At 51.2% G+C, this 20,134-nt stretch carries 20 protein-coding genes; all 20 read right to left on the bottom strand.

Annotated elements, in window-relative coordinates:
- Window positions 1-167: 167 nt before the first annotated feature.
- The 20 genes from ACTHRE_RS07775 to truC all read right to left on the bottom strand — a co-directional run bounded on the left by ACTHRE_RS07775 (window position 168) and on the right by truC (window position 20,131).
- Window positions 168-467 (bottom strand): DUF2818 family protein, encoded by a 300-nt coding sequence (locus ACTHRE_RS07775; protein ID WP_377073445.1) that lies wholly within the window; start codon window positions 465-467, stop codon window positions 168-170.
- Window positions 468-686: 219 nt separating this feature from the next.
- A complete protein-coding gene (gene nuoN / locus ACTHRE_RS07770; protein ID WP_377073446.1) occupies window positions 687-2,129 on the bottom strand; it encodes an NADH-quinone oxidoreductase subunit NuoN in 1,443 nt (480 codons plus the stop codon).
- Window positions 2,130-2,138: 9 nt separating this feature from the next.
- Window positions 2,139-3,635, bottom strand: coding sequence for an NADH-quinone oxidoreductase subunit M (locus ACTHRE_RS07765; RefSeq protein ID WP_070461043.1), 1,497 nt, complete (start codon window positions 3,633-3,635; stop codon window positions 2,139-2,141).
- Window positions 3,636-3,730: 95 nt separating this feature from the next.
- Window positions 3,731-5,755 (bottom strand): NADH-quinone oxidoreductase subunit L, encoded by a 2,025-nt coding sequence (gene nuoL, locus ACTHRE_RS07760; protein WP_377073448.1) that lies wholly within the window; start codon window positions 5,753-5,755, stop codon window positions 3,731-3,733.
- A 2-nt stretch (window positions 5,756-5,757) separates the two neighbouring features.
- Complete coding sequence (nuoK, locus tag ACTHRE_RS07755) at window positions 5,758-6,063, bottom strand: NADH-quinone oxidoreductase subunit NuoK (protein ID WP_003759427.1); 306 nt, start codon at window positions 6,061-6,063, stop codon at window positions 5,758-5,760.
- Entirely contained in the window at window positions 6,060-6,731 is a 672-nt protein-coding gene (locus tag ACTHRE_RS07750; RefSeq protein WP_039404433.1) for an NADH-quinone oxidoreductase subunit J, read from the bottom strand. Before ACTHRE_RS07750 ends, nuoK begins: the two co-directional genes overlap by 4 nt.
- An 11-nt stretch (window positions 6,732-6,742) precedes the next feature.
- On the bottom strand, window positions 6,743-7,222 hold the full coding sequence (nuoI, locus tag ACTHRE_RS07745; RefSeq protein ID WP_002216341.1) for an NADH-quinone oxidoreductase subunit NuoI: 480 nt from the start codon (window positions 7,220-7,222) through the stop codon (window positions 6,743-6,745).
- 55 nt (window positions 7,223-7,277) lie between these two features.
- Window positions 7,278-7,673: a GFA family protein gene (locus ACTHRE_RS07740; RefSeq protein ID WP_003676990.1), complete on the bottom strand. Its 396-nt coding sequence runs from the start codon at window positions 7,671-7,673 to the stop codon at window positions 7,278-7,280.
- 75 nt (window positions 7,674-7,748) lie between these two features.
- Window positions 7,749-8,825: an NADH-quinone oxidoreductase subunit NuoH gene (gene nuoH, locus ACTHRE_RS07735; RefSeq protein WP_377073453.1), complete on the bottom strand. Its 1,077-nt coding sequence runs from the start codon at window positions 8,823-8,825 to the stop codon at window positions 7,749-7,751.
- Between the two features lie 2 nt (window positions 8,826-8,827).
- On the bottom strand, window positions 8,828-11,089 hold the full coding sequence (nuoG, locus tag ACTHRE_RS07730; RefSeq protein WP_377073455.1) for an NADH-quinone oxidoreductase subunit NuoG: 2,262 nt from the start codon (window positions 11,087-11,089) through the stop codon (window positions 8,828-8,830).
- A gap of 58 nt (window positions 11,090-11,147) precedes the next feature.
- A complete protein-coding gene (nuoF, locus tag ACTHRE_RS07725; RefSeq protein WP_049335752.1) occupies window positions 11,148-12,443 on the bottom strand; it encodes an NADH-quinone oxidoreductase subunit NuoF in 1,296 nt (431 codons plus the stop codon).
- A 57-nt stretch (window positions 12,444-12,500) separates the two neighbouring features.
- Window positions 12,501-12,974 carry an NADH-quinone oxidoreductase subunit NuoE gene (gene nuoE, locus ACTHRE_RS07720; protein WP_049335750.1) on the bottom strand — a complete coding sequence of 158 codons (474 nt, stop codon included), beginning with the start codon at window positions 12,972-12,974 and terminating at the stop codon, window positions 12,501-12,503.
- 53 nt (window positions 12,975-13,027) lie between these two features.
- On the bottom strand, window positions 13,028-13,468 hold the full coding sequence (locus ACTHRE_RS07715; RefSeq protein ID WP_049335747.1) for a hypothetical protein: 441 nt from the start codon (window positions 13,466-13,468) through the stop codon (window positions 13,028-13,030).
- Between the two features lie 72 nt (window positions 13,469-13,540).
- Complete coding sequence (gene nuoD, locus ACTHRE_RS07710; protein ID WP_049335746.1) at window positions 13,541-14,797, bottom strand: NADH dehydrogenase (quinone) subunit D; 1,257 nt, start codon at window positions 14,795-14,797, stop codon at window positions 13,541-13,543.
- Window positions 14,787-15,380, bottom strand: coding sequence for an NADH-quinone oxidoreductase subunit C (locus tag ACTHRE_RS07705; protein ID WP_377073460.1), 594 nt, complete (start codon window positions 15,378-15,380; stop codon window positions 14,787-14,789). Before ACTHRE_RS07705 ends, nuoD begins: the two co-directional genes overlap by 11 nt.
- 12 nt (window positions 15,381-15,392) lie before the next feature.
- On the bottom strand, window positions 15,393-15,875 hold the full coding sequence (locus tag ACTHRE_RS07700) for a NuoB/complex I 20 kDa subunit family protein (protein ID WP_002215610.1): 483 nt from the start codon (window positions 15,873-15,875) through the stop codon (window positions 15,393-15,395).
- Window positions 15,866-16,222, bottom strand: a complete 357-nt coding sequence (locus ACTHRE_RS07695) for an NADH-quinone oxidoreductase subunit A (protein WP_377073462.1) — start codon at window positions 16,220-16,222, stop codon at window positions 15,866-15,868. Before ACTHRE_RS07695 ends, ACTHRE_RS07700 begins: the two co-directional genes overlap by 10 nt.
- A 334-nt stretch (window positions 16,223-16,556) precedes the next feature.
- A complete protein-coding gene (locus ACTHRE_RS07690) occupies window positions 16,557-18,014 on the bottom strand; it encodes an oligopeptide:H+ symporter (protein ID WP_003747865.1) in 1,458 nt (485 codons plus the stop codon).
- A gap of 199 nt (window positions 18,015-18,213) precedes the next feature.
- On the bottom strand, window positions 18,214-19,317 hold the full coding sequence (gene prfB, locus ACTHRE_RS07685) for a peptide chain release factor 2 (protein ID WP_003681666.1): 1,104 nt from the start codon (window positions 19,315-19,317) through the stop codon (window positions 18,214-18,216).
- 97 nt (window positions 19,318-19,414) lie between these two features.
- Window positions 19,415-20,131 carry a tRNA pseudouridine(65) synthase TruC gene (gene truC / locus ACTHRE_RS07680; protein WP_440344931.1) on the bottom strand — a complete coding sequence of 239 codons (717 nt, stop codon included), beginning with the start codon at window positions 20,129-20,131 and terminating at the stop codon, window positions 19,415-19,417.
- Between the last annotated feature and the right edge of the window lie 3 nt (window positions 20,132-20,134).

Below are 20,134 nucleotides of genomic sequence, written 5' to 3'. Positions count from 1 at the left end.
TATTCGAAACAAAAACAGCCGAAAACCTGTGTTTAGGTTTCGGCTGTTGGGGGAAAGGAATTTTGCAAAGGTCTCAGCCTTGTTTTCTAACCGATATTTAACATCAAACAAAATAAAGGCCGTCTGAAAATCTTTCAGACGGCCTTTTCCTTATTTAAATCCAATTCCTACTCTCTATTCCGCTCATTCCAAAAGTAACGCCATACGAAGCATGGGAAGGCAAAAATCAGGTAGAGGCAGACAACTGTCGCGTAAAACTCCCAATCTTGGGCATGTACGGCTCCTGCGCGCGATTCGAGGATATAGGCGAGAATCGCGGTAAGCAGGAAGCCTGCCAGCAATTCGATCAAGTGATGGCCGATGTGTTTGCGTTTCAAGGCAATGATGCCGAAAAATTTGGTGGTAATAAAGGGTACGTTGGCAAAGATAAGTGCCAACAGCAAAAGAATGTACATGGATGCGGTCATGATGGTCTTTCTGTTTTCAGACGGCCTGCGTGTGATTTTAACATGTTAAATGGGCATTCTTGCCCATCATTATCCGTGGAATATTCAATATCTTGATGATACCTGCTTGATGATTGTTCAAAGGCTTGAGGCCGTCTGAACTTGGGTATATTTCATCCGAATGCTAATCCTAACAAAAACGGCGACTTTGGAACAGCCGCCGTTGGTTTTGTTTAAAGCTTACAGGGTATTTTCCAATGCTTTGGCACACCAGTCGATAACGGTTTGAGGCATGATACCCCAGAGGAGCAACAGGAAGGCATTGACCGTCAGGACAAATTTGGCGGCATAGTTACTGCCGACCGGCTGGTCATGATCAGGCGCATCGAAGTAGATGACTTTGACCACGCGCAGGTAGTAGAACGCGCCAATCAGAGACATGATGACGGCAAATACAGACAACCAAACATAGCCTTGTTTCAAGAGTGCCATAATCACGCCGAACTTGGCGTAAAAACCCATCAGCGGCGGAATACCTGCCATGGAGAACATAGACAGCAACATCAGGAAGGCAAACCATGCATGGCGTTGGTTGAGGCCTGCGAGGTCTTTGATGTCTTCACACTCAATGTCTTTGGTAGACAATACCATCAAAACACCGAAGCTGACTGCCGCCATCACAGCATAGGTAATGGCGTAATACAAACCTGCGGTAAAGCCGACTGCGCCTGCCATAAACGCCAACAGGATAAAGCCCATGTGCGATACGGTGGAGTAAGCAAGCATACGTTTGATATTGGTTTGCATAATGGCAGCAAGGTTACCGACCACCAAAGAAGCAACGGCAAGAATGGCCAACATCGGCGCCCAGTCTGAATGTATGGTACCCATGCCGGTAACAAGGATACGGAATGCAAAGACAACGGCGGCGATTTTCGGAGCCGTACCCACAAAGGCGGTAACAGAAGTCGGCGCGCCATCGTACACATCGGGTACCCACATATGGAATGGAACTGCACCCAATTTAAATGCAATCGCGACTACAATAAACACCATACCCAACTTCAACAACCACTCATTGGCCTGATCATTGAAAGCAGAAGCCAAGACGGAAGCAAAATCAAGAGAACCGGTGGCGCCGTAAACCATGGAAATACCATAAAGCAGCAAGCCGGAGGCCAACGCGCCCAATACGAAGTATTTCAGCGCGGCCTCGGCAGAGCGGCCGGAATCACGGCGCAGGGCAATCATGGCGTACAGCGATAAAGACAACAATTCCAAACCGATATACGCAGTCAAGAAATGTGCCGAGCTGACCATGACGCTCATACCCAACAGGGCAAACAGTGACAAGGTATAAAACTCGCCTTTGAAGATTTGGCGGTCTTGGTTGTACGGTTTACTGTAAATAAACAGACCAAACGTCAGTGCATACAGCACCAGTTTTGCCAAACGGGACATGCCGTCTGCAATATACATACCGTGAAAGGCATCGACACTGCCCTGCTCCCATACTGCTAATTGGGTGACGGCCACAATAATGACCGTTCCCAAACTCATCAGATGGGTCAGATAGCGGTTTTTATCGCAAATCCACAAGTCTGCCAGCAATACGACACCCAATAGCGCAAGCAGCACGATTTCGGGCATGGCGGGCATTAAATTCAAATCAGACCAGTTCATTTACACACCTCAAATCTTGCTTTGTGCCACATGGGCAATCAAATCGTTTGCCGCTTGATGCACCACTTCGATAAATGCTTGCGGATACAGACCCATGCCCAATACAGCAACCGCCAGAATCGCCAAAATCGCAAATTCGCGGCAATTGATGTCTTTCATTTCGGCAACGTGCGGATTGTGGATCGCACCAAAAATAACGCGTTTGTACATCCACAGGGTATAAGACGCACCGTAAATCAAGGTCATAGCAGCCAACGCGCCTACCCAGAAATTCACTTTAACCGCTCCCATAATCACCATAAACTCGCCCACGAAGCCGGAAGTTGCAGGCAGACCGGCATTGGCCATACCGAACAACATCATAAACGCCGCAAACTTAGGCATCACATTGACCACGCCGCCATAATCGGCAATATTGCGGGTATGCAGGCGGTCGTACATCACGCCGATACACATAAACATCGCGGCAGACACGAAACCGTGGGAAATCATTTGAATGATTGCGCCTTTCAATGCCCAATCATTCAGTTGGCCGTTCACAAACAGGAACATACCCAAAGTGACAAAACCCATATGGCTGATGGAAGAGTACGCCACCAGTTTTTTCATATCGGTTTGCACCAAAGCCACCATACCGATGTAAATCACGGCAATCAGGCTCAATACGATGATCACAGGGGCAAAATAGCGTGCCGCATCCGGCATAATCGGCAGGATAAAGCGCAAGAAGCCATACGCACCCAGTTTCAGCGTAATTGCCGCCAACACCATCGAACCGCCGGTTGGCGCTTCAACGTGGGCATCCGGCAACCAAGTGTGCACAGGGAACATCGGCACTTTTACGGCAAATGACAGGAAGAACGCCACAAACAAAAGCTGTTGTACGCCCAACGGAATCTGTTTGATGTTTTGGAAATCAACAATAGAGAAGCTGCCTGTTTGATAGTACAGGTAAACCATGGCAACCAGCATCAAGAGCGAACCCATCAGCGTATAGAGGAACAGCTTAACCGATGCATAGACACGACGCGGGCCACCCCATACACCGATAATCAGGTACAGCGGAATCAGCATACCCTCGAAGAACACATAAAACAGAATCGCATCCTGCGCGGCAAACGCGCCGTTAATCAAACCCGACATCATCAGGAATGCCGCCATATACTGCGCCGGACGTTTCTGAATGACTTCCCAACCGGCCAATACCACCAACAGCGTAATAAACGCATTCAAGATGATAAAGAGCACTGAAATACCGTCCACGCCCAATGCATAGTTGATTTTCAGAAGCGGAATCCACTCGTGGAACTCGGTAAATTGATAGCCGCCGCTCAAACGGTCGAAACCGGTAAACAGGGGCAGCGTTACCAAGAAACCGGCAAGCGCACCCATGAAGGCAAGCACACGCGCCAGCGGCGCACGGCTGTCTTTACCGGTCGCCAAAACCAGCACACCTGCGGCGATGGGTATCCATATTGCCAAGCTGAGTAGGTAGTTGGAAAACATAGTGGTTAACCTGTGGTTAAAATAAAAATGTGTTTATGTGGATATTTCTTCGTTTCAGACGGCCTGAAGGTTTAAGGCCGTCTAAAACCTTATTCTTATCGGAACAATCCCCAGAAGGTCATGCCGAGCAGTACCAATACGCCAAATACCATAGCGGCGGCATAGGTGTAGATAAAGCCGGTTTGGGCTTTACGCACTTGCGCGGCAATCGCGCCAACCAGTTTGGCGGAGCCGTTGACAATACCGTTGTCGATAATGGCGGTATCGCCGACTTTCCAGAAGAAAGTACCCAATGCGCGCGTGCCTTTAGCGAAGACGTTGAAATACAGGGCGTCGAGGTAGTATTTGTTTTCAAACAAAACGTAAACCGGACGGAACGCCTGTGCAATTTTCGCAGGCAGGTGCGGCAGTTTGACGTACAAAAGCCATGCGCTCAAGACACCTGCGATAGCGAGGTAGAGTACAGGCGAATGCAGGCTGTGCGACACCATTGCCAATGCGCCGTGGAACTCTTCCTTCATGATGTGCATAGTCGGATGCGCGTCGGCGTTGACGAAAATCACGTCTTTGAAGAAATCGCCGTAAAGCATAGGCTCGATGGCAACATAGCCGATGATGACGGACGGAATGGCCAGCAAAATCAAAGGCAGGGTAACAACCAGCGGGCTTTCGTGCGGATTGTCGTTTTTGCCCAAGCCGTGATGTTCTTCGCCATGATGATCGTCATGATGCTCAGGCAGGTTGCGCCATTTCTCTTCGCCGTGGAACACCATAAAGTATTGGCGGAACGCGTAGAACGCAGTAACAAACACGCTGGCGAGGACGGCAAAATAAGCAAAGCCGCTACCCGGCAGGGTGCTGTATTTCGCTGCTTCGATAATCGAATCTTTGGAATAGAAGCCGGAGAAGAATGGCGTACCGATCAGCGACAAGTTACCGATCAGCATGGTCAGCCAAGTAATCGGCATGTATTTTTTCAGGTTGCCCATGTGGCGCATATCTTGGTCATGGTGCATACCGATAATCGCGCTACCTGCAGCCAAGAACAGCAAGGCTTTAAAGAAAGCGTGAGTCATCACATGGAACATCGCCACGGAATAGGCGGACGCGCCCAGAGCCACGGTCATGTAGCCCAGTTGCGACAGGGTAGAATACGCAACCACACGTTTGATGTCGTTTTGAATCACGCCCAAGAAACCCATAAACAGGGCAGTAATCGCACCGATTACCATGATGACAGACAGCGCAGTGCTGCTCATCTCATAAATCGGAGACATACGCGATACCATGAACAGACCGGCGGTAACCATGGTTGCGGCGTGAATCAACGCGGAAATCGGTGTCGGGCCTTCCATCGAATCAGGCAGCCAGACGTGCAGCGGGAATTGTGCAGATTTACCCATCGCACCGACAAACAGGAGTAAACAGGTTACAGTAATCAAAGACCATTCCACACCGGGGAACAGTTGGATAGTGGCCGTCTGAACATTAGGCAGATAAGCGAATACATCTTGATAGCGCAGGCTGCCGCCGAAATAGGCAAGCACCAAACCGATACCGAGCAAAAAGCCGAAGTCGCCGACACGGTTGATCAAAAAGGCTTTCAGGTTGGCAAATGTTGCGCTTGGACGTTTGAAATAGAAACCGATCAAGAGATACGACACCAAGCCCACAGCCTCCCAGCCGAAGAAGAGCTGGATGAAGTTGTTGCTCATAATCAGCATCAACATGCTGAAAGTAAACAAAGAAATATAGCTGAAGAAGCGTTGGTAGCCGACTTTTTCATCGTGCATATAGCCAATGGTATAGATATGCACCATCAGCGATACGCCGGTGACCACGACCATCATCATCGCCGTCATCGTATCGACCAAGAAGCCGACGGAGAAATCCAAACCGCCCATTGTCAGCCAGGTATAGACGTTTTCGTCAAACTTGGCGCGGCTGCCATTGAGGAATCCCCACAGCACATAAGCCGACAGCACGGCAGACACCGCTACGCCGAGTATCGTAACCGTATGCGCGCCGGCACGTCCGATTTTGTTGCCGAACAAACCCGCAATCAACGAGCCTGCCAAAGGCACAAGGGCAATTACCAAATATAAAGTCATGTCGTTCATGATTACCCTTTCAACTCATCCAAATCGGCAACGTTGATTGTTTTTCTGTTACGGTACACCAATACCATAATCGCCAAACCGATGGCAGATTCGGCAGCGGCAACGGTCAATACGAAGAATACGAAAATTTGTCCGGCGGTATCGCCCAAATGTTGCGAGAAGGCGATAAAGTTGAAGTTTACCGCCAAAAGCATCAGCTCGATGGACATCAACAATACCAGCACGTTTTTGCGGTTCATAAAGATGCCCATCGCGCTGATACCGAACAGGAGCGCGCCCAATACCAAATAATGCGTCAAGGTAATCATGCTTTGCCCTCCTCTTTCGGCTTGAGGTCGTCTGAAACTTCGTTTTCTTCCGCAGATTCGGTTTGTGGTTTCACGGCTTCCATTTTCACCAAGCGCATACGGCCTTGGTCGGCGCGTACTTTAACTTGGTCGGCAGGATCCATGCGTTTCGGATTGGTGGTTTTACGGTGAACCAGCGCAATCGCGGCCACCATACCCAACAGCAGCAATACCGCCGCCAATTCAAACGGCAACAGATAGTCGGTATAAATACGGCTGCCCAAATCGCGGATATTGTTGTAATCGGCCGGAATGTCTTTCATCAGACCAAATGCGGCCAGGTCGGTTTTCGGGTTGACCAGAATCAGAATCAGGGCAACTGCCAACAATGTGCCGACAACGCCAGCAACCGGCGCATGACGCCAGAAACCGGCACGCATTTCTTCAATGTCGATGTTCAACATCATCACGACAAACAGGAACAGCACCATCACAGCGCCGACATACACGACCACCAGCGTAACGCCCAAAAACTCAGCCTGCATCAGCATCCAAATCATCGCGCTCACGCAGAAGGTCAGCACCAGATGCAAAGCGGCGTGGACAGGGTTTTTCGCGGTAACGGTACGCAGCGCGCCGTATAAGACGATAGCGGCAAGAATATAGAACAGAATCGCGGAAAAAGTCATTCGTCTGCTCCTTAACGATACGGCGCGTCGGCGGCTTTGCGTTTGGCGATTTCAGCTTCGTATTTATCGCCAATGGCCAAAAGAATCGGCTTGGTCATGTGCAAGTCGCCTTTTTTCTCGCCGTGGTATTCAAAAATATGGGTTTCCACAATCGCATCGGTCGGGCAGGCCTCTTCGCAGAAACCGCAGAAGATGCACTTGGTCAGGTCGATGTCGTAACGCTTGGTGCGGCGGGTGCCGTCTTCGCGTTCTTCCGATTCAATGTTAATCGCCATTGCCGGACAAACTGCCTCGCACAATTTACACGCAATACAGCGCTCTTCGCCGTTCGGATAACGGCGTTGCGCGTGCAGGCCGCGGAAACGCACGGATTGCGGCGTTTTTTCTTCGGGGAAGTAAATCGTGTCTTTGCGGGCGAAGAAGTTTTTGAGCGTTACGCCCATGCCTTTCACCAATTCGCCCAGCAGGAAGGTTTTTACTAAATTAGCCATTTTCGGATGCTCTTTTCGGATTGTTCTGTTTACAGGCCGTCTGAAAGCGGTTTTTTTAACCTGCCGCGCCCACCATTTCTAAAAACTCGGCTTCGGTCAGCTTCGGGGTATCGTTGGCCAAGTCATAATACGGAGCTTTGCAATCAATAAAGATTTGTGAGGTAGTTTCAAAGCCCGCGTTGTCGGCAAACAGCCCGGCGTTGATGTAATAATCGTTGCCAACCTGCACAAACAGGTGTGTGCCGCAGTGTTTGCAAAAACAGCGTTGCGCCCATTCGGACGACTGATAATGCGCGATGTGCTCGCTGCCTGTGATTTCGGGCGACCGGGCGGCCAAAGTAAAAGACGCGCCGCTGCCCCATGTGCGGCATTTCCCGCAATGGCAGGCGTGGAGTTCGCGGTTTTCGGCGGTTTCCAGTGATACTGCGCCGCACAGGCATTGAGCTTTCATCGGTTTCTCTCGGTTTGAAACGGTTAAAAATTTGGGGTTCAGGCTACCTGAAAACTTTCAGACGGCCTCCCTGCCCTATTTCCACAAATTCAGCGGTGAAATCATCCACACGCCCAAAATCACGATATAGGCGAAGCCGATCGGAATCAGCACTTTCCAGCCCAAACGCATGATTTGGTCGTAACGGTAGCGCGGGAAGGTTGCGCGTATCCACAGATACCAGTACAGCACAGCCGCCATTTTCACGAACATCCAGAATGCGGAAGGCGTGCCGATAAAGCCCCAGCTTTGTGGGAACGGAGACAACCAGCCGCCGAGGAACATCAGCGATGTCAGCGCGGCAATCAGAATCATGAAAATGTATTCGGCGAGGAAGAACAGCGCGAACGCGAAGCCGGAATATTCGACGTGGTGACCGGCAACGATTTCAGATTCACCCTCTGCCACGTCAAACGGTGCGCGGTTGGTTTCGGCAACGGCGGAAATCAGATAAACGATGAAGATGGGGAAGAGCGGTAGCCAGTTCCAAGAGAATACCGAACCGCCGGCAATACCTTTGGCTTGCGCGGCAACGATATCGGAGAAGTTCATGCTGCCCGATACCATCACGACGCACACCAGCGCGGCACTCATGGCAATCTCGTAGGAAATGCTTTGCGCGGAAGCACGCATTGCGCCCAAGAACGAATATTTGGAGTTGGAAGCCCAGCCCGCGATGATCACGCCGTAAACCGACAGCGAGGTAATCATCAGGATGTACAAAAGACCGATATTGATGTTGGTCAGCACCCATTCTTCGTTGAACGGAATCACTGCCCACGCCGCAAAAGACGGTGCAAGCGACATAATCGGGCCGATGTAGAACAGGGCTTTGTTTGACAGCTTCGGACGGGTTACCTCTTTAAACAAGAGTTTGAGCACGTCGGCAAACGGCTGAATCAGACCCCACGGGCCGGTCACGTTCGGGCCGACACGAAGTTGCATAAAGCCGATGACTTTACGTTCGAAATACGTCAGGTAGGCAACGGTCAGAATCAGCGGAATCAAGATAATCACGATTTTGACGATGACGGATACCACCAAACCTACGGTGATACCCAAATCGCCCAGACCGAGCGTTGCGGCAAAGAGGTTTTGGAACCATTCTTGCATGATCAAGCTCCCGCCAGTTTAATAGTGTCCATCAACGCACCCAGCGCGGCATTTTCGGTATGCAGCGGCAGATGCACCACGTTTTCAGGCAAACCGGCATCGGCTTTGACGGCAACCGATACGCTTGCGCCGTTTTGTTTGGCGACAGCGGTTTGTCCGTCTTGCAGGCCCAAGCGCGCCAATGTGTTTGGATTTACACGCACGGCAGGCACGGCGGCATGGCTGGTTTCTTGCAACGGTGCGGAACGGCGCACGATAGAATCAGTATGATAAATACCAACGCCGCCGACACGGACGAGGCGGTCTGAGGCCGTCTGAACGCCCTCCCCTGTCCATGTGCTGCGGTTGTCCAGTTTGGACGGCAGACTTTCTGCATCCAGCGCATCTTTCAGAATCGCAGCGGTATCATGGTATTCAAAACCTTTCAGGTCAAACAGGTTGCCCAATACGCGCAATACTTTCCACATCGGACGCGAATCGCCGAAGCCTTGTACCACGCCATGGAAGGATTGCAGACGGCCTTCCATATTGATGAAGCTGCCTGATGTTTCGGTAAACGGCGCAATCGGCAACAATACGTCGCACACATCCAGCAGCGTTTCGCTGACAAACGGTGTAAACGCCATCACGCTTTTCGCCTGTTTCAAGGCAGCTACGGCTTTTGCACCGTCAACCGTATCGATTTCAGGCTCGACGTTGAGCAGCAAGACTGCCTGTTTCTGCGCATTTGCCATTTCGGCAACGCTCTCGCCGGAGTTTACATTCAAGACATCCGCACCAACGCTGTTGGCAGCTTGCGGCAAAATGCCCAGCACTGCGCCGGTCGCATCTGCCAGCTCTTGCGCGGCGGCATAAATGGCGGCGTAATCGGGATGGTTTTGCACTTCCGCGCCCAAAATCACCGCTGCTTTTTCAGCGTTTTTCAGGCTGGCAGTAACGGCGTGTTCCACATTGGCAGACAGGTTTTTCAGACGGCCTGCCCATTCGTCGGGATGTACGGCTTCCTGAGAGAGAAGCGGCATAAACAATTCTTCTTTACTGCTGGCCAATACGCTCAAGGCCATACGGTCTTTGGCGGCGCGGCGCAAGCGGGCGGTAAGGAGCGGCTGTTCTTTGCGCAAGTTCGCACCGACTACCAATACGGCATCGTTGTCAGCCAAAGATTCAATGCTTTGTCCCAACCATTGCGCACCTTTAAGGCCGTCTGAAAGACGTTTGTCTTGTTGGCGCAAACGGGTGGCAAAGTTTTTAACGCCCAAACCGTCGGCAAGTTTTTTGGCCAGATACAGCTCTTCAACCGTATTCATCGGATTGGCCCAAACGCCGACTTGGTTTTGGTTGCCGTCTTTGGCGATACATTCAATCGCGCTGCGGACATATTCCAACGCGGTTTTCCAATCCACGTCCATCCACTCGCCGCCCTGTTTGATTTTCGGGTTTTTCAGACGGCTTTCGTGATACAGGCCTTCGTAGGAGAAACGGTCGCGGTCGGACAGCCAGCATTCGTTGATGGCTTCGTTTTCCAGCGGCAACACACGGCGGACGGTATGGTCTTTGGTTTGTACAATCAGGTTGCTGCCCAAAGCATCATGGGCGGAAACGGATTTGCGGCGGTTCAATTCCCAAGTACGCGCGTTGAAGCGGAACGGTTTGCTGGTCAATGCGCCGACAGGACACAAATCGATGACGTTGCCCGACAATTCGGTTTCCACTGCTTTACCGATAAAGGGCATGATTTCGGAATGTTCGCCGCGGTTGGCCATAGCGATTTCTTGCACGCCGGCGATTTCTTCAGTGAAACGAACGCAACGGGTACAGTGGATACAACGGCTCATTTCCTCGGCGGAAATCAAAGGACCCATGTCTTTGCCGACGACGGAACGTTTTTCTTCGGTATAACGGCTGGTATTTTTGCCGTAGCCCATCGCCAAATCCTGCAACTGGCATTCGCCGCCTTGGTCGCAGGTCGGACAGTCAAGCGGATGGTTGATGAGCAGAAACTCCATCACGCCTTCTTGCGCCTCTCGGGCTTTTGCCGAATGCGTACGCACAATCATGCCGTCTGTAACCGGCGTGGCACAGGCGGGCAGGGGTTTGGGGGCCTTTTCCACGTCCACCAAACACATACGGCAGTTGGCGGCGATGGAAAGTTTTTTGTGGTAACAGAAATGCGGGATATAAGTACCGAGCTTGTGCGCGGCTTCAATCACCGTCGCGCCCTGCTCCACAGATACCTGTTTGCCGTCGATTTCGATTTGTAACATGGTTCGTTCCTAGTTACGGGTATTTAATAAATAATTCTTTTAGAGGCCGTCTGAAAACTTAGCACCACTTATTCGGTTTCATCGGTCCGCCGTGTTCGATGTAATGCACAAACTCATCACGGAAATGCTTAGTAAAGCTGCGGACTGGGAAGACGGCGGCATCGGCAAGGGCGCAGATAGTGCGGCCTGCCATTTGATTACCGACAGAATCCAGCAGATCCAAGTCTTCCATGCGGCCTTTACCTTCTACGATGCGGTGGACGATGCGGTAGAGCCAGCCTGTACCTTCTCGGCAAGGCGTACATTGGCCGCAAGACTCGTCGTAGTAGAAGTAGCTCAGGCGCTCAAGGGCTTTCACCATGCACACGTCTTCGTCCATGACGATAATCGCGCCGGAACCCAACATCGAGCCTGCTTTGGAAATCGAGTCATAGTCCATATTGGTCTGCATCATGATATCGGCAGGCAACACGGGCGCGGACGAACCGCCGGGAATAACGGCTTTAAGTTTTTTACCGCCGCGCATACCGCCCGCCATTTTTAAGACTTCGGCAAACGGCGTACCCAATGGCACTTCATAGTTACCCGGACGCTCGACATGACCGGAAATACAGAATAATTTGGTACCGCCTGCATTCGGAATACCTTTATCGGCAAATGTCTGTCCGCCGTCGCGGATAATGAAGGGGACAGAGGAGAACGTTTCAGTATTGTTGATGGTAGTCGGTTTGCCGTACAGGCCGAACGAAGCAGGGAATGGCGGCTTAAAGCGAGGCTGGCCTTTTTTGCCTTCCAGCGATTCGAGCAATGCGGTTTCTTCGCCGCAAATATATGCGCCGTAGCCGTGGTGGGCGAAGAGTTCAAATTCAAAATCCGAGCCTAAAATATTTTTACCCAAAAAGCCTGCGGCACGCGCCTGCTCCAAAGCGGCCTCAAAACGTTGGTAGCCTTCAAAAATTTCGCCGTGGATATAGTTGTAGCCGGCTTTCGCACCCATCGCGTAACCGGCAATAATCATGCCTTCAATCAAGGCATGAGGATTGAACATGATGATGTCGCGGTCTTTAAATGTACCCGGCTCGCCTTCGTCGGTGTTACAAACCACATATTTTTCGCCCGGGAAGGAACGGGGCATAAAGCTCCATTTCAAACCGGTCGGGAAGCCCGCACCGCCACGACCGCGCAAACCGGAGGTTTTGACTTCGTCAATCACATCGGTTTGCGAGATGTTTTCGGACAGGATTTTACGCAGGGCGGTATAGCCGCCACGTTTGACGTATTCGTCCAATGTCCAGCAATCGGGATTGGCGGTATCCACTTGGTCAAAAATCACGCCTGATTGGTAAATAGCCATTTTTGGTGTGCCTGTTTGTTTTCGTATAGGTTGCAGCCGTTGTTTTCAGACGGCCTTTTATTTCAGTTCGGCAAGTTTCTTGTCAATCGCTTCTTCGGTCATAAAGCTGCACATGCTGTGGTTGTTGACCAGCATAACCGGAGCGTCGCCGCATGCGCCCATACATTCGCCTTCGACAAGGGTAAATTTGCCGTCAGGCGTGGTTTCACCGTAGCCGATACCGAGTTTTTGTTTGAGGTATTCGCCGGTAGCCATACCGCCGCGCAGGGCGCAGGGCAGGTTGGTACAAACGGTCAGTTTGTATTTGCCGACAGGCTCAAGGTCGTACATATTGTAGAAAGTAGCGACTTCGTAGGCTTGTGCAGGCGAGATGCCGATATAGTTTGCGACAAAGGCGATGGTCTCAGGAGCAAGCCAGCCTTTTTCGGTCTGGGCAATACGCAGCGCACCCATAATGGCGGAGCGGTGGCAATCAGCTGGGTATTTGGCCAGTTCTGTGTCGATTTGTTGCAACGATTGTGCGGATAACATGGTTTTATTCTCGATAAAATGATGGGCAGGTTTCAGACTGCCTGAAGACTAATTTAAACGGTTAAATCCACTCTTCGTTTTGCAAATGATTTCACTACGGCTTCATACCATTGTTTAATGGTTTGAGTGGTTTCCACATCATCATTGGCGCAGCGGTTTAGTGTACCGCGCGGCTGTTTTAATATTTTTGGGTCAATCGCCCAATCCAATACGCGGATAGGACGGCGGTTCACAATCCATGCAGTTTCCGGATTTGCATCATCGGTAACCTTATATGCTCCGCCGGTAACTTGAACAAGCGCAATCAATTCTTGACCGCGTTTTAGCGCAACAATGTCATTAACCTGAATTTCATTGATAAATGCGGCAATTTGACCTTCTCCGCCTTTCCACTGTCCCAAACCGATGATTTTTTTGTGTTCTAAAATCCAATCAATGTTTTCAGAAAATTCCATTTCGCCAGTTGGATGCATCTGCATATGCCAAAAATTCATTTCTAATATTCCTCGTATTTGTTTGCCCAGCTTTCAGGCAGCCTGAAAAGTGCAGGCTGTTTTTTTTACGGCTTACCTGTCCACTTCCCCGAATACGATGTCTTGCGTGCCGATGATGGCAACGACGTCGGCCAGCATGTGGCCTTTTGCCATTTCGTCCATGCCTTGCAGATGGGCGAAGCCGGGTGCGCGGATTTTCAGGCGGTAGGGTTTGTTTGCGCCGTCTGAAATGATGTAAACGCCGAACTCGCCTTTCGGATGTTCGACAGCGGTGTAGGTCTCGCCCTCGAGAACGTGCATACCTTCGGTAAAGAGTTTGAAATGGTGAATCAGGTCTTCCATACCTGTTTTCATTTCGGTACGTTTGGGCGGAGCGAATTTGTGGTTTGTGGTAATGACCGGACCCGGATTAACACGCAACCACTCGGAACATTGTTTGATGATGCGTACGGATTGACGCATTTCTTCCATACGGCAGAGGTAGCGGTCGTAGCAGTCGCCGTTGATGCCGACGGGGATGTCGAAATCCATTTTGTCGTACACTTCGTAAGGCTGTGTCTTACGCACGTCCCATTCCACGCCGGAACCGCGCAACATAACGCCGGTAAAGCCTTTTTGCATGGCGCGCTCAGGAGTGACAACGCCGATGCCGACGGTACGCTGTTTCCAAATACGGTTGTCGGTCAGGAGGGTTTCGAGTGTGTCGATGTTTTTCGGGAAACGCTCGCAGAAGGCATCGATAAAGTCGAGCATGGTGCCTTCACGGGATTCGTTGAGCTGCTTCAATACTTTGGCGTTGCGAAATTTGCTGCTCTCGTATTTAGGCATGAAGTCGGGCAGGTCGCGGTAAACGCCGCCGGGACGGAAGTAGGCTGCGTGCATACGCGCGCCGGAAACGGCTTCGTACAAGTCCATCAGCTCTTCGCGGTCGCGGAAGGCGTAAAGGATGGCGGTCATCGCGCCGATGTCGAATGCGTGCGAACCGATGCCCATCAAGTGATTGAGGATGCGCGTTACTTCGGCAAACATCACGCGGATGTATTGGGCGCGGATAGGCACATCGATACCGGCAAGTTTTTCTACTGCCAAACAATACGCCTGCTCGTTGACCATCATGGAAACATAGTCCAAGCGGTCCATATAGGGCAGGGCTTGCAGGTAGGTTTTGGTTTCAGCCAGTTTTTCAGTACCGCGGTGCAGGAGGCCGATATGCGGGTCGGCGCGGACGATGGTTTCGCCTTCCAACTCCAAAATCATACGCAATACGCCGTGCGCCGCAGGGTGTTGCGGGCCGAAGTTGATGGTGTAGTTTCTTAATTTATTGGCCACCGTAGTTCTCCTCACGGACGATACGCGGCGTGATCTCGCGCGGCTCAATGGTAACAGGTTGGTAAATCACGCGTTTTTGCTCTTCGTCGTAACGCATTTCCACATAGCCGGAAATCGGGAAGTCTTTACGGAACGGATGTCCGACAAAGCCGTAATCGGTCAGGATGCGACGCAAGTCCGGGTGGTTGTTGAACATGATGCCGTACATATCGAAGGCTTCGCGTTCGTACCAATCCGCGCTGTTGTAAATATCGACGACGGATTCGACTATGGGGAAGTCGTCGTCTGAAACCCAGACGCGTACGCGGATGCGTTGATTGTTTTTAACGGAAAGCAGCTGACTGACGACGGCAAAGCGTTTGCCCTGCCATACTTCGTTTTTGTAAGTGCTGTAATCGACACCGCACAAGTCGACCAGAAGCTCGAAATGCAACTCTTCATGGTCGCGCAATGCGTTCATGACTGAAATATAGTGTTCGGGCAGACACTCGACGGTAATCTCGCCCAAAGCTGAAATGACTTTGCTTGCCTGATCGCCAAGCACGCCGATGACGGTCTCGTATAAGTTTTGAATGCTTGCCATATCGTCCTCTCCTTACTCGTCACGCGCGATGGTGGAAGTGCGCTTGATTTTTTGTTGGAGCTGAATCAGGCCGTAAATCAAGGCTTCCGCAGTCGGCGGACAACCCGGCACATAAACGTCTACCGGCACGACGCGGTCGGCGCCGCGCACAACGGAATAAGAATAGTGATAATAGCCGCCGCCGTTGGCACACGAACCCATAGACAATACCCAGCGCGGCTCGGCGAGCTGGTCGTATACGCGGCGCAGGGCTGGCGCCATTTTGTTGGTCAGCGTACCTGCCACAATCATCAGGTCGGCCTGACGTGGGGACGGACGGAAAATGATGCCGAAGCGGTCAAGGTCATAACGCGCCATACCCGCATGCATCATTTCCACGGCGCAGCAGGCCAAGCCGAAAGTAACCGGCCACAATGAACCGGTACGCATATAGTTCAACACCGTATCCGCGCTGGTGGTGATGAAACCTTTTTTCAAAACGCCTTCTATTCCCATTCCAGCGCACCTTTTTTCCATTCGTAAACAAAGCCTACCGTCAAAACGACGATAAACACCAGCATAGACCAGAAGCCGTACGCGCCCAAATCTTTGAACACGACTGCCCACGGCAACATGAACGCGACCTCCAAATCAAACAGGATGAAGAGGATGGCGACGAGGTAATAGCGCACGTCGAATTTCATCCTTGCGTTTTCAAAGGCTTCAAAACCGCATTCGTAAGCCACGTCTTTTTCGGCATAGTGGCGTTTCGGGCCTAAAATCGTGCCGAGCAGGATAAACAGCACGCCGGCTGCAAGACCGACGAGGATGAATACGAGGACGGGAAAATAACTGGCCAACATGGTCGTACCTAACTGGTTGACAGACAAATCTTAAAAATAGGTTACCATTTTATCGAATTTCAAAAGCCATTTAAAGGTAAATATCAGCAAATCAGTAAAAAAACCCTAATAAATTCAATAAAGTTATGAGAACAATTCTTATTCTTATTTAATATTTCACAATTTTAATTTCAGTTTAATCATGTATCATTTAATTCGGATTTTCCTCATGTCCGATTTACTTCAAAAATATGGAAAACCGCCCTTTTCCAAACCTCAATAAAAACATCAGGCCGTCTGAAAACTGATTCTTTTCAGACGGCCTGCGTACATCACATCCATTTAAATGGAAAAATCAATCGACACCTTTGAGCATGCGGTTCAATACCGGGGCGAGTACCAACAGGATACCGCAGGTTACCGCGCCGATGGTGGCCAGCATCCAGTAGAAATCCAATGGCGACTGAGCATTGTAGTAGTCTTTAAACAACACTCCGCCCAAGGTAAAGCCGATGGACAATGCCAAGAAATTCAAAGCAACCATTTGTGTTTTGAACATGCTCGGTGCGATTTTGGTGGAAAACGACAGCGAAATCGGCGACAGCATCAGCTCGCCTATCGTAATCGCCAGCAACACCAGCATAAACACGATAATCGGCATCGGGGTTCCGGATGAAATATACGGAATAAAACTCAAATAAGAGACGCCGGTTACCAACATGGCCAGTGCAAACTTCAACGGCGTTTTAGGTTGGCGTTTGCCCATTTTCGTCCACACCGCCGCCATCACGCCGGAAAAGAGGACCACCCACATGGCCTGTATCGAATCTTTCCATGAAACAGGCACGGTAAAGCCGAAGAAAGTACGGTCCACCGTTTCGTCAAAATAAACCGTTGCAACGGTGTACACCTGAAACCAAACCGCCCAGAACATACAAATGGTCAAAAACAGCGGAATATAGGCCACAATATAGCGTTTATTGGCCGCTTCAACGTGACTGCTGCCCAGCAGGCGCGCGAAATAAGCGACGACGGTAACGATAACCACGCCCAAGAGCCAGCGGGAAAAGTTTTCAAGGGTGAGTGCGCCGGAAGCAATCACGCTGCCCAACACCAAAACCAGCAACACGCCGACAGCCATGGCGGTCTGCACCTTTTCAGGACGCAACGGATTGGGAACCGGCGTATGCGGCAGGTTTTTACGGCCGCGCGAATACCACAGCAGGCCGAATGCCATGCCGACGGCCGCCGCGCCGAAACCGTAATGGAAACCCATCCTGTCTTGCAAAATACCGGTCAACAACGGGCCTAAGAAGCCGCCGATATTGATGGAAATATAGAAAATAGAGAAACCGGCATCGCGCAATTCGCGCAGGTCTTCCCGTTCATACAAAGAACCGACCATCGAACCGGCAGACGATTTCACGCCGCCGCTGCCCAGCGCGATAAACACCAAGCCCAGCAGTAATCCCATCAAACCCGGCACAATCGCCAATAAAATATGGCCGGTCATCACGACGATGCCGGCGATAAACAGGGTACGCTCCGCACCCCAAATGCGGTCGGCCAACCATGCGCCGAGAATGGTGGACAGGTAAACGCTGCCGCCGTACGCGCCAACGATACCGCCGGCCAAGGCTTTATCCATACCCAAACCGCCTTGACTCGCGGTGTAATACAGATAAATCAGCAGGATGCCCTGCATACCGTAGAAGGAAAAACGCTCCCACAGCTCAATATGGAATAGGGTGGATAATTGCAAAGGATGGCCGAAGAAAGTTTTCTCGGCAGAAGACAGCTTTTGACCGGACATTTAATAAGTTCTCCTAATATATCGGACAGGATCAGGCTTCAGACGGCCTATTGCACCTACCAATCATTTTTATAGAAACTATATATTACCGCCAATCTTTGCATTTGCAAAACATGTTTTAATATTTGCAAAATAATGTTTCTTTCAAACTGAAAAATGCCGTCTGAAATCTTTCAGACGGCATTTTATGTTTTACGGTTTACACGCCTTGTTTCAGGCTGGCTTCGATGAAGCCGTCCAAGTCGCCGTCCAATACGGCTTTGGTGTTGCCGACTTCGTAGCCTGTACGCAAGTCTTTGATGCGTGAGGAGTCCAAGACGTACGAACGGATTTGGCTGCCCCAACCCACATCGGACTTGCCTTCTTCCAACGCCTGTTTCTCTTCGTTGCGTTTGCGCATTTCCAATTCGTACAGTTTGGATTTCAACATTTCCATCGCGGCGGCTTTGTTGGCGTGTTGCGAACGGTCGTTTTGACATTGCACCACAATCCCTGTCGGCTCGTGGGTAATACGCACGGCGGAGTCGGTTTTGTTAATGTGCTGACCGCCGGCACCGGATGCGCGGTAAGTGTCGATACGCAAATCGGCGGGGTTGATTTCGATTTCGATGGAGTCGTCGATTTCGGGGTAAACAAACACGGACGAGAACGACGTGTGGCGTTTGTTATTGGAGTCAAACGGCGAGTAGCGCACCAGGCGGTGAACGCCGGTTTCGGTACGCAGCAGGCCGTAGGCGTATTCGCCTTCCACGCGGATGGTGGCGCGGTTGATACCGGCAATTTCGCCGTCGTCTTCTTCAAGGATTTCGATTTTGAAGCCTTTGCGCTCGGCGTAGCGGCTGTACATACGGAACAGCATACCCGCCCAGTCTTCCGCTTCGGTACCGCCCGCGCCTGCGGTGATGTCGATAAAGCAGTTGTTCGGGTCGGCAGGCTGGTTGAACATCCGTTTGAATTCGAGGTCGGCCATTTGTTTTTCCAAACCGGCCACGTCTTCCTGCACGGCGGCGAAACCTTCTTCGTCGTTTTCTTCAACAGCCATTTCGATCAACATACGGTTGTCTTCGATGCCTGTGGCGATGTTGTCGAGGGTTACCACGATGCCTTCGAGGATTTTGCGCTCTTTGCCGATTTCTTGGGCGCGTTTGGGGTCGTTCCACAGTTCCGGGTCTTCGGAGAGGCCGACGACTTCTTCAAGGCGGTCTTTTTTGCCTTGATAGTCCATATAGACGCGGATGTCTTCGCTGCGCTTCTCCAAGTCGTTTAGGGTGTTGTTAAGCTGGTTGATTACTTCGGCTTCCATGATTCTTGTGTTCTTTCAAAATTTTAGGGGCGTATTGTAAGGGATTTGCCTGTTTTTTTCCATGACCGGGCCGTCTGAAAATGTGCGGTTTGAATTTTCAGACGGCCTCGGTTTTGAATTTTTCCATCCAGAGCCGCCAGTCGTTGTCTATCGGCGCTTGTACGGTCATCCGGCTGCCGTCTTCTATGCTTTGAAAACTGAGGCTCTGCGCGTGCAACATTAAGCGTTGCGTGCCGATATGTTTGGCAACGGCATGGTTTTGGCGCAAATCGCCGTAGTTGGTGTCGCCGACGATGGGGTGAAAAATGTGTTTCATATGGCGGCGGAGTTGGTGTTTGCGGCCGGTGTGCGGCGTGAGTTCGGCCCACGAATAACGCGAGGTCGGATAACGCAGGGCGGATTGGAACGGCAACTCGGTTTGTGCCAGACAACGGTAGGCGGTTTGCGCTTCCTGCAATGTGGCTTCGGTCTGCGCTTCGGCGATTTTGTCGGGCATATATTTGAGGGCGTAATCAATCAGGCCGTCTGAAGGCAGATGACCGCGAACAATCGCCCAATAAGTTTTTTCGATGGTTTTGTTTTCAAACTGCTGCGTCAATAACCGTGCGGCTTCCGTATCGAGGGCAAACAGCAAGACGCCGGAAGTCGGGCGGTCGAGGCGGTGGACGGGATAGACGTGCTGCCCGATTTGGTCGCGCAGGGTCTGCACGGCAAAACGGGTTTCGTGTTTGTCTAACCAGCTACGGTGCACCAGCATTCCAGCAGGTTTGTTGACGGCAATGGTGCGGCTGTCACGGTGGATAATATCGAGCATGGC

Source organism: Neisseria sp. P0001.S007 (assembly GCF_051963655.1).
Classification (GTDB): Bacteria; Pseudomonadota; Gammaproteobacteria; order Burkholderiales; family Neisseriaceae; genus Neisseria; species Neisseria subflava_A.
This window is presented reverse-complemented; position numbering and strand designations above follow the sequence as displayed.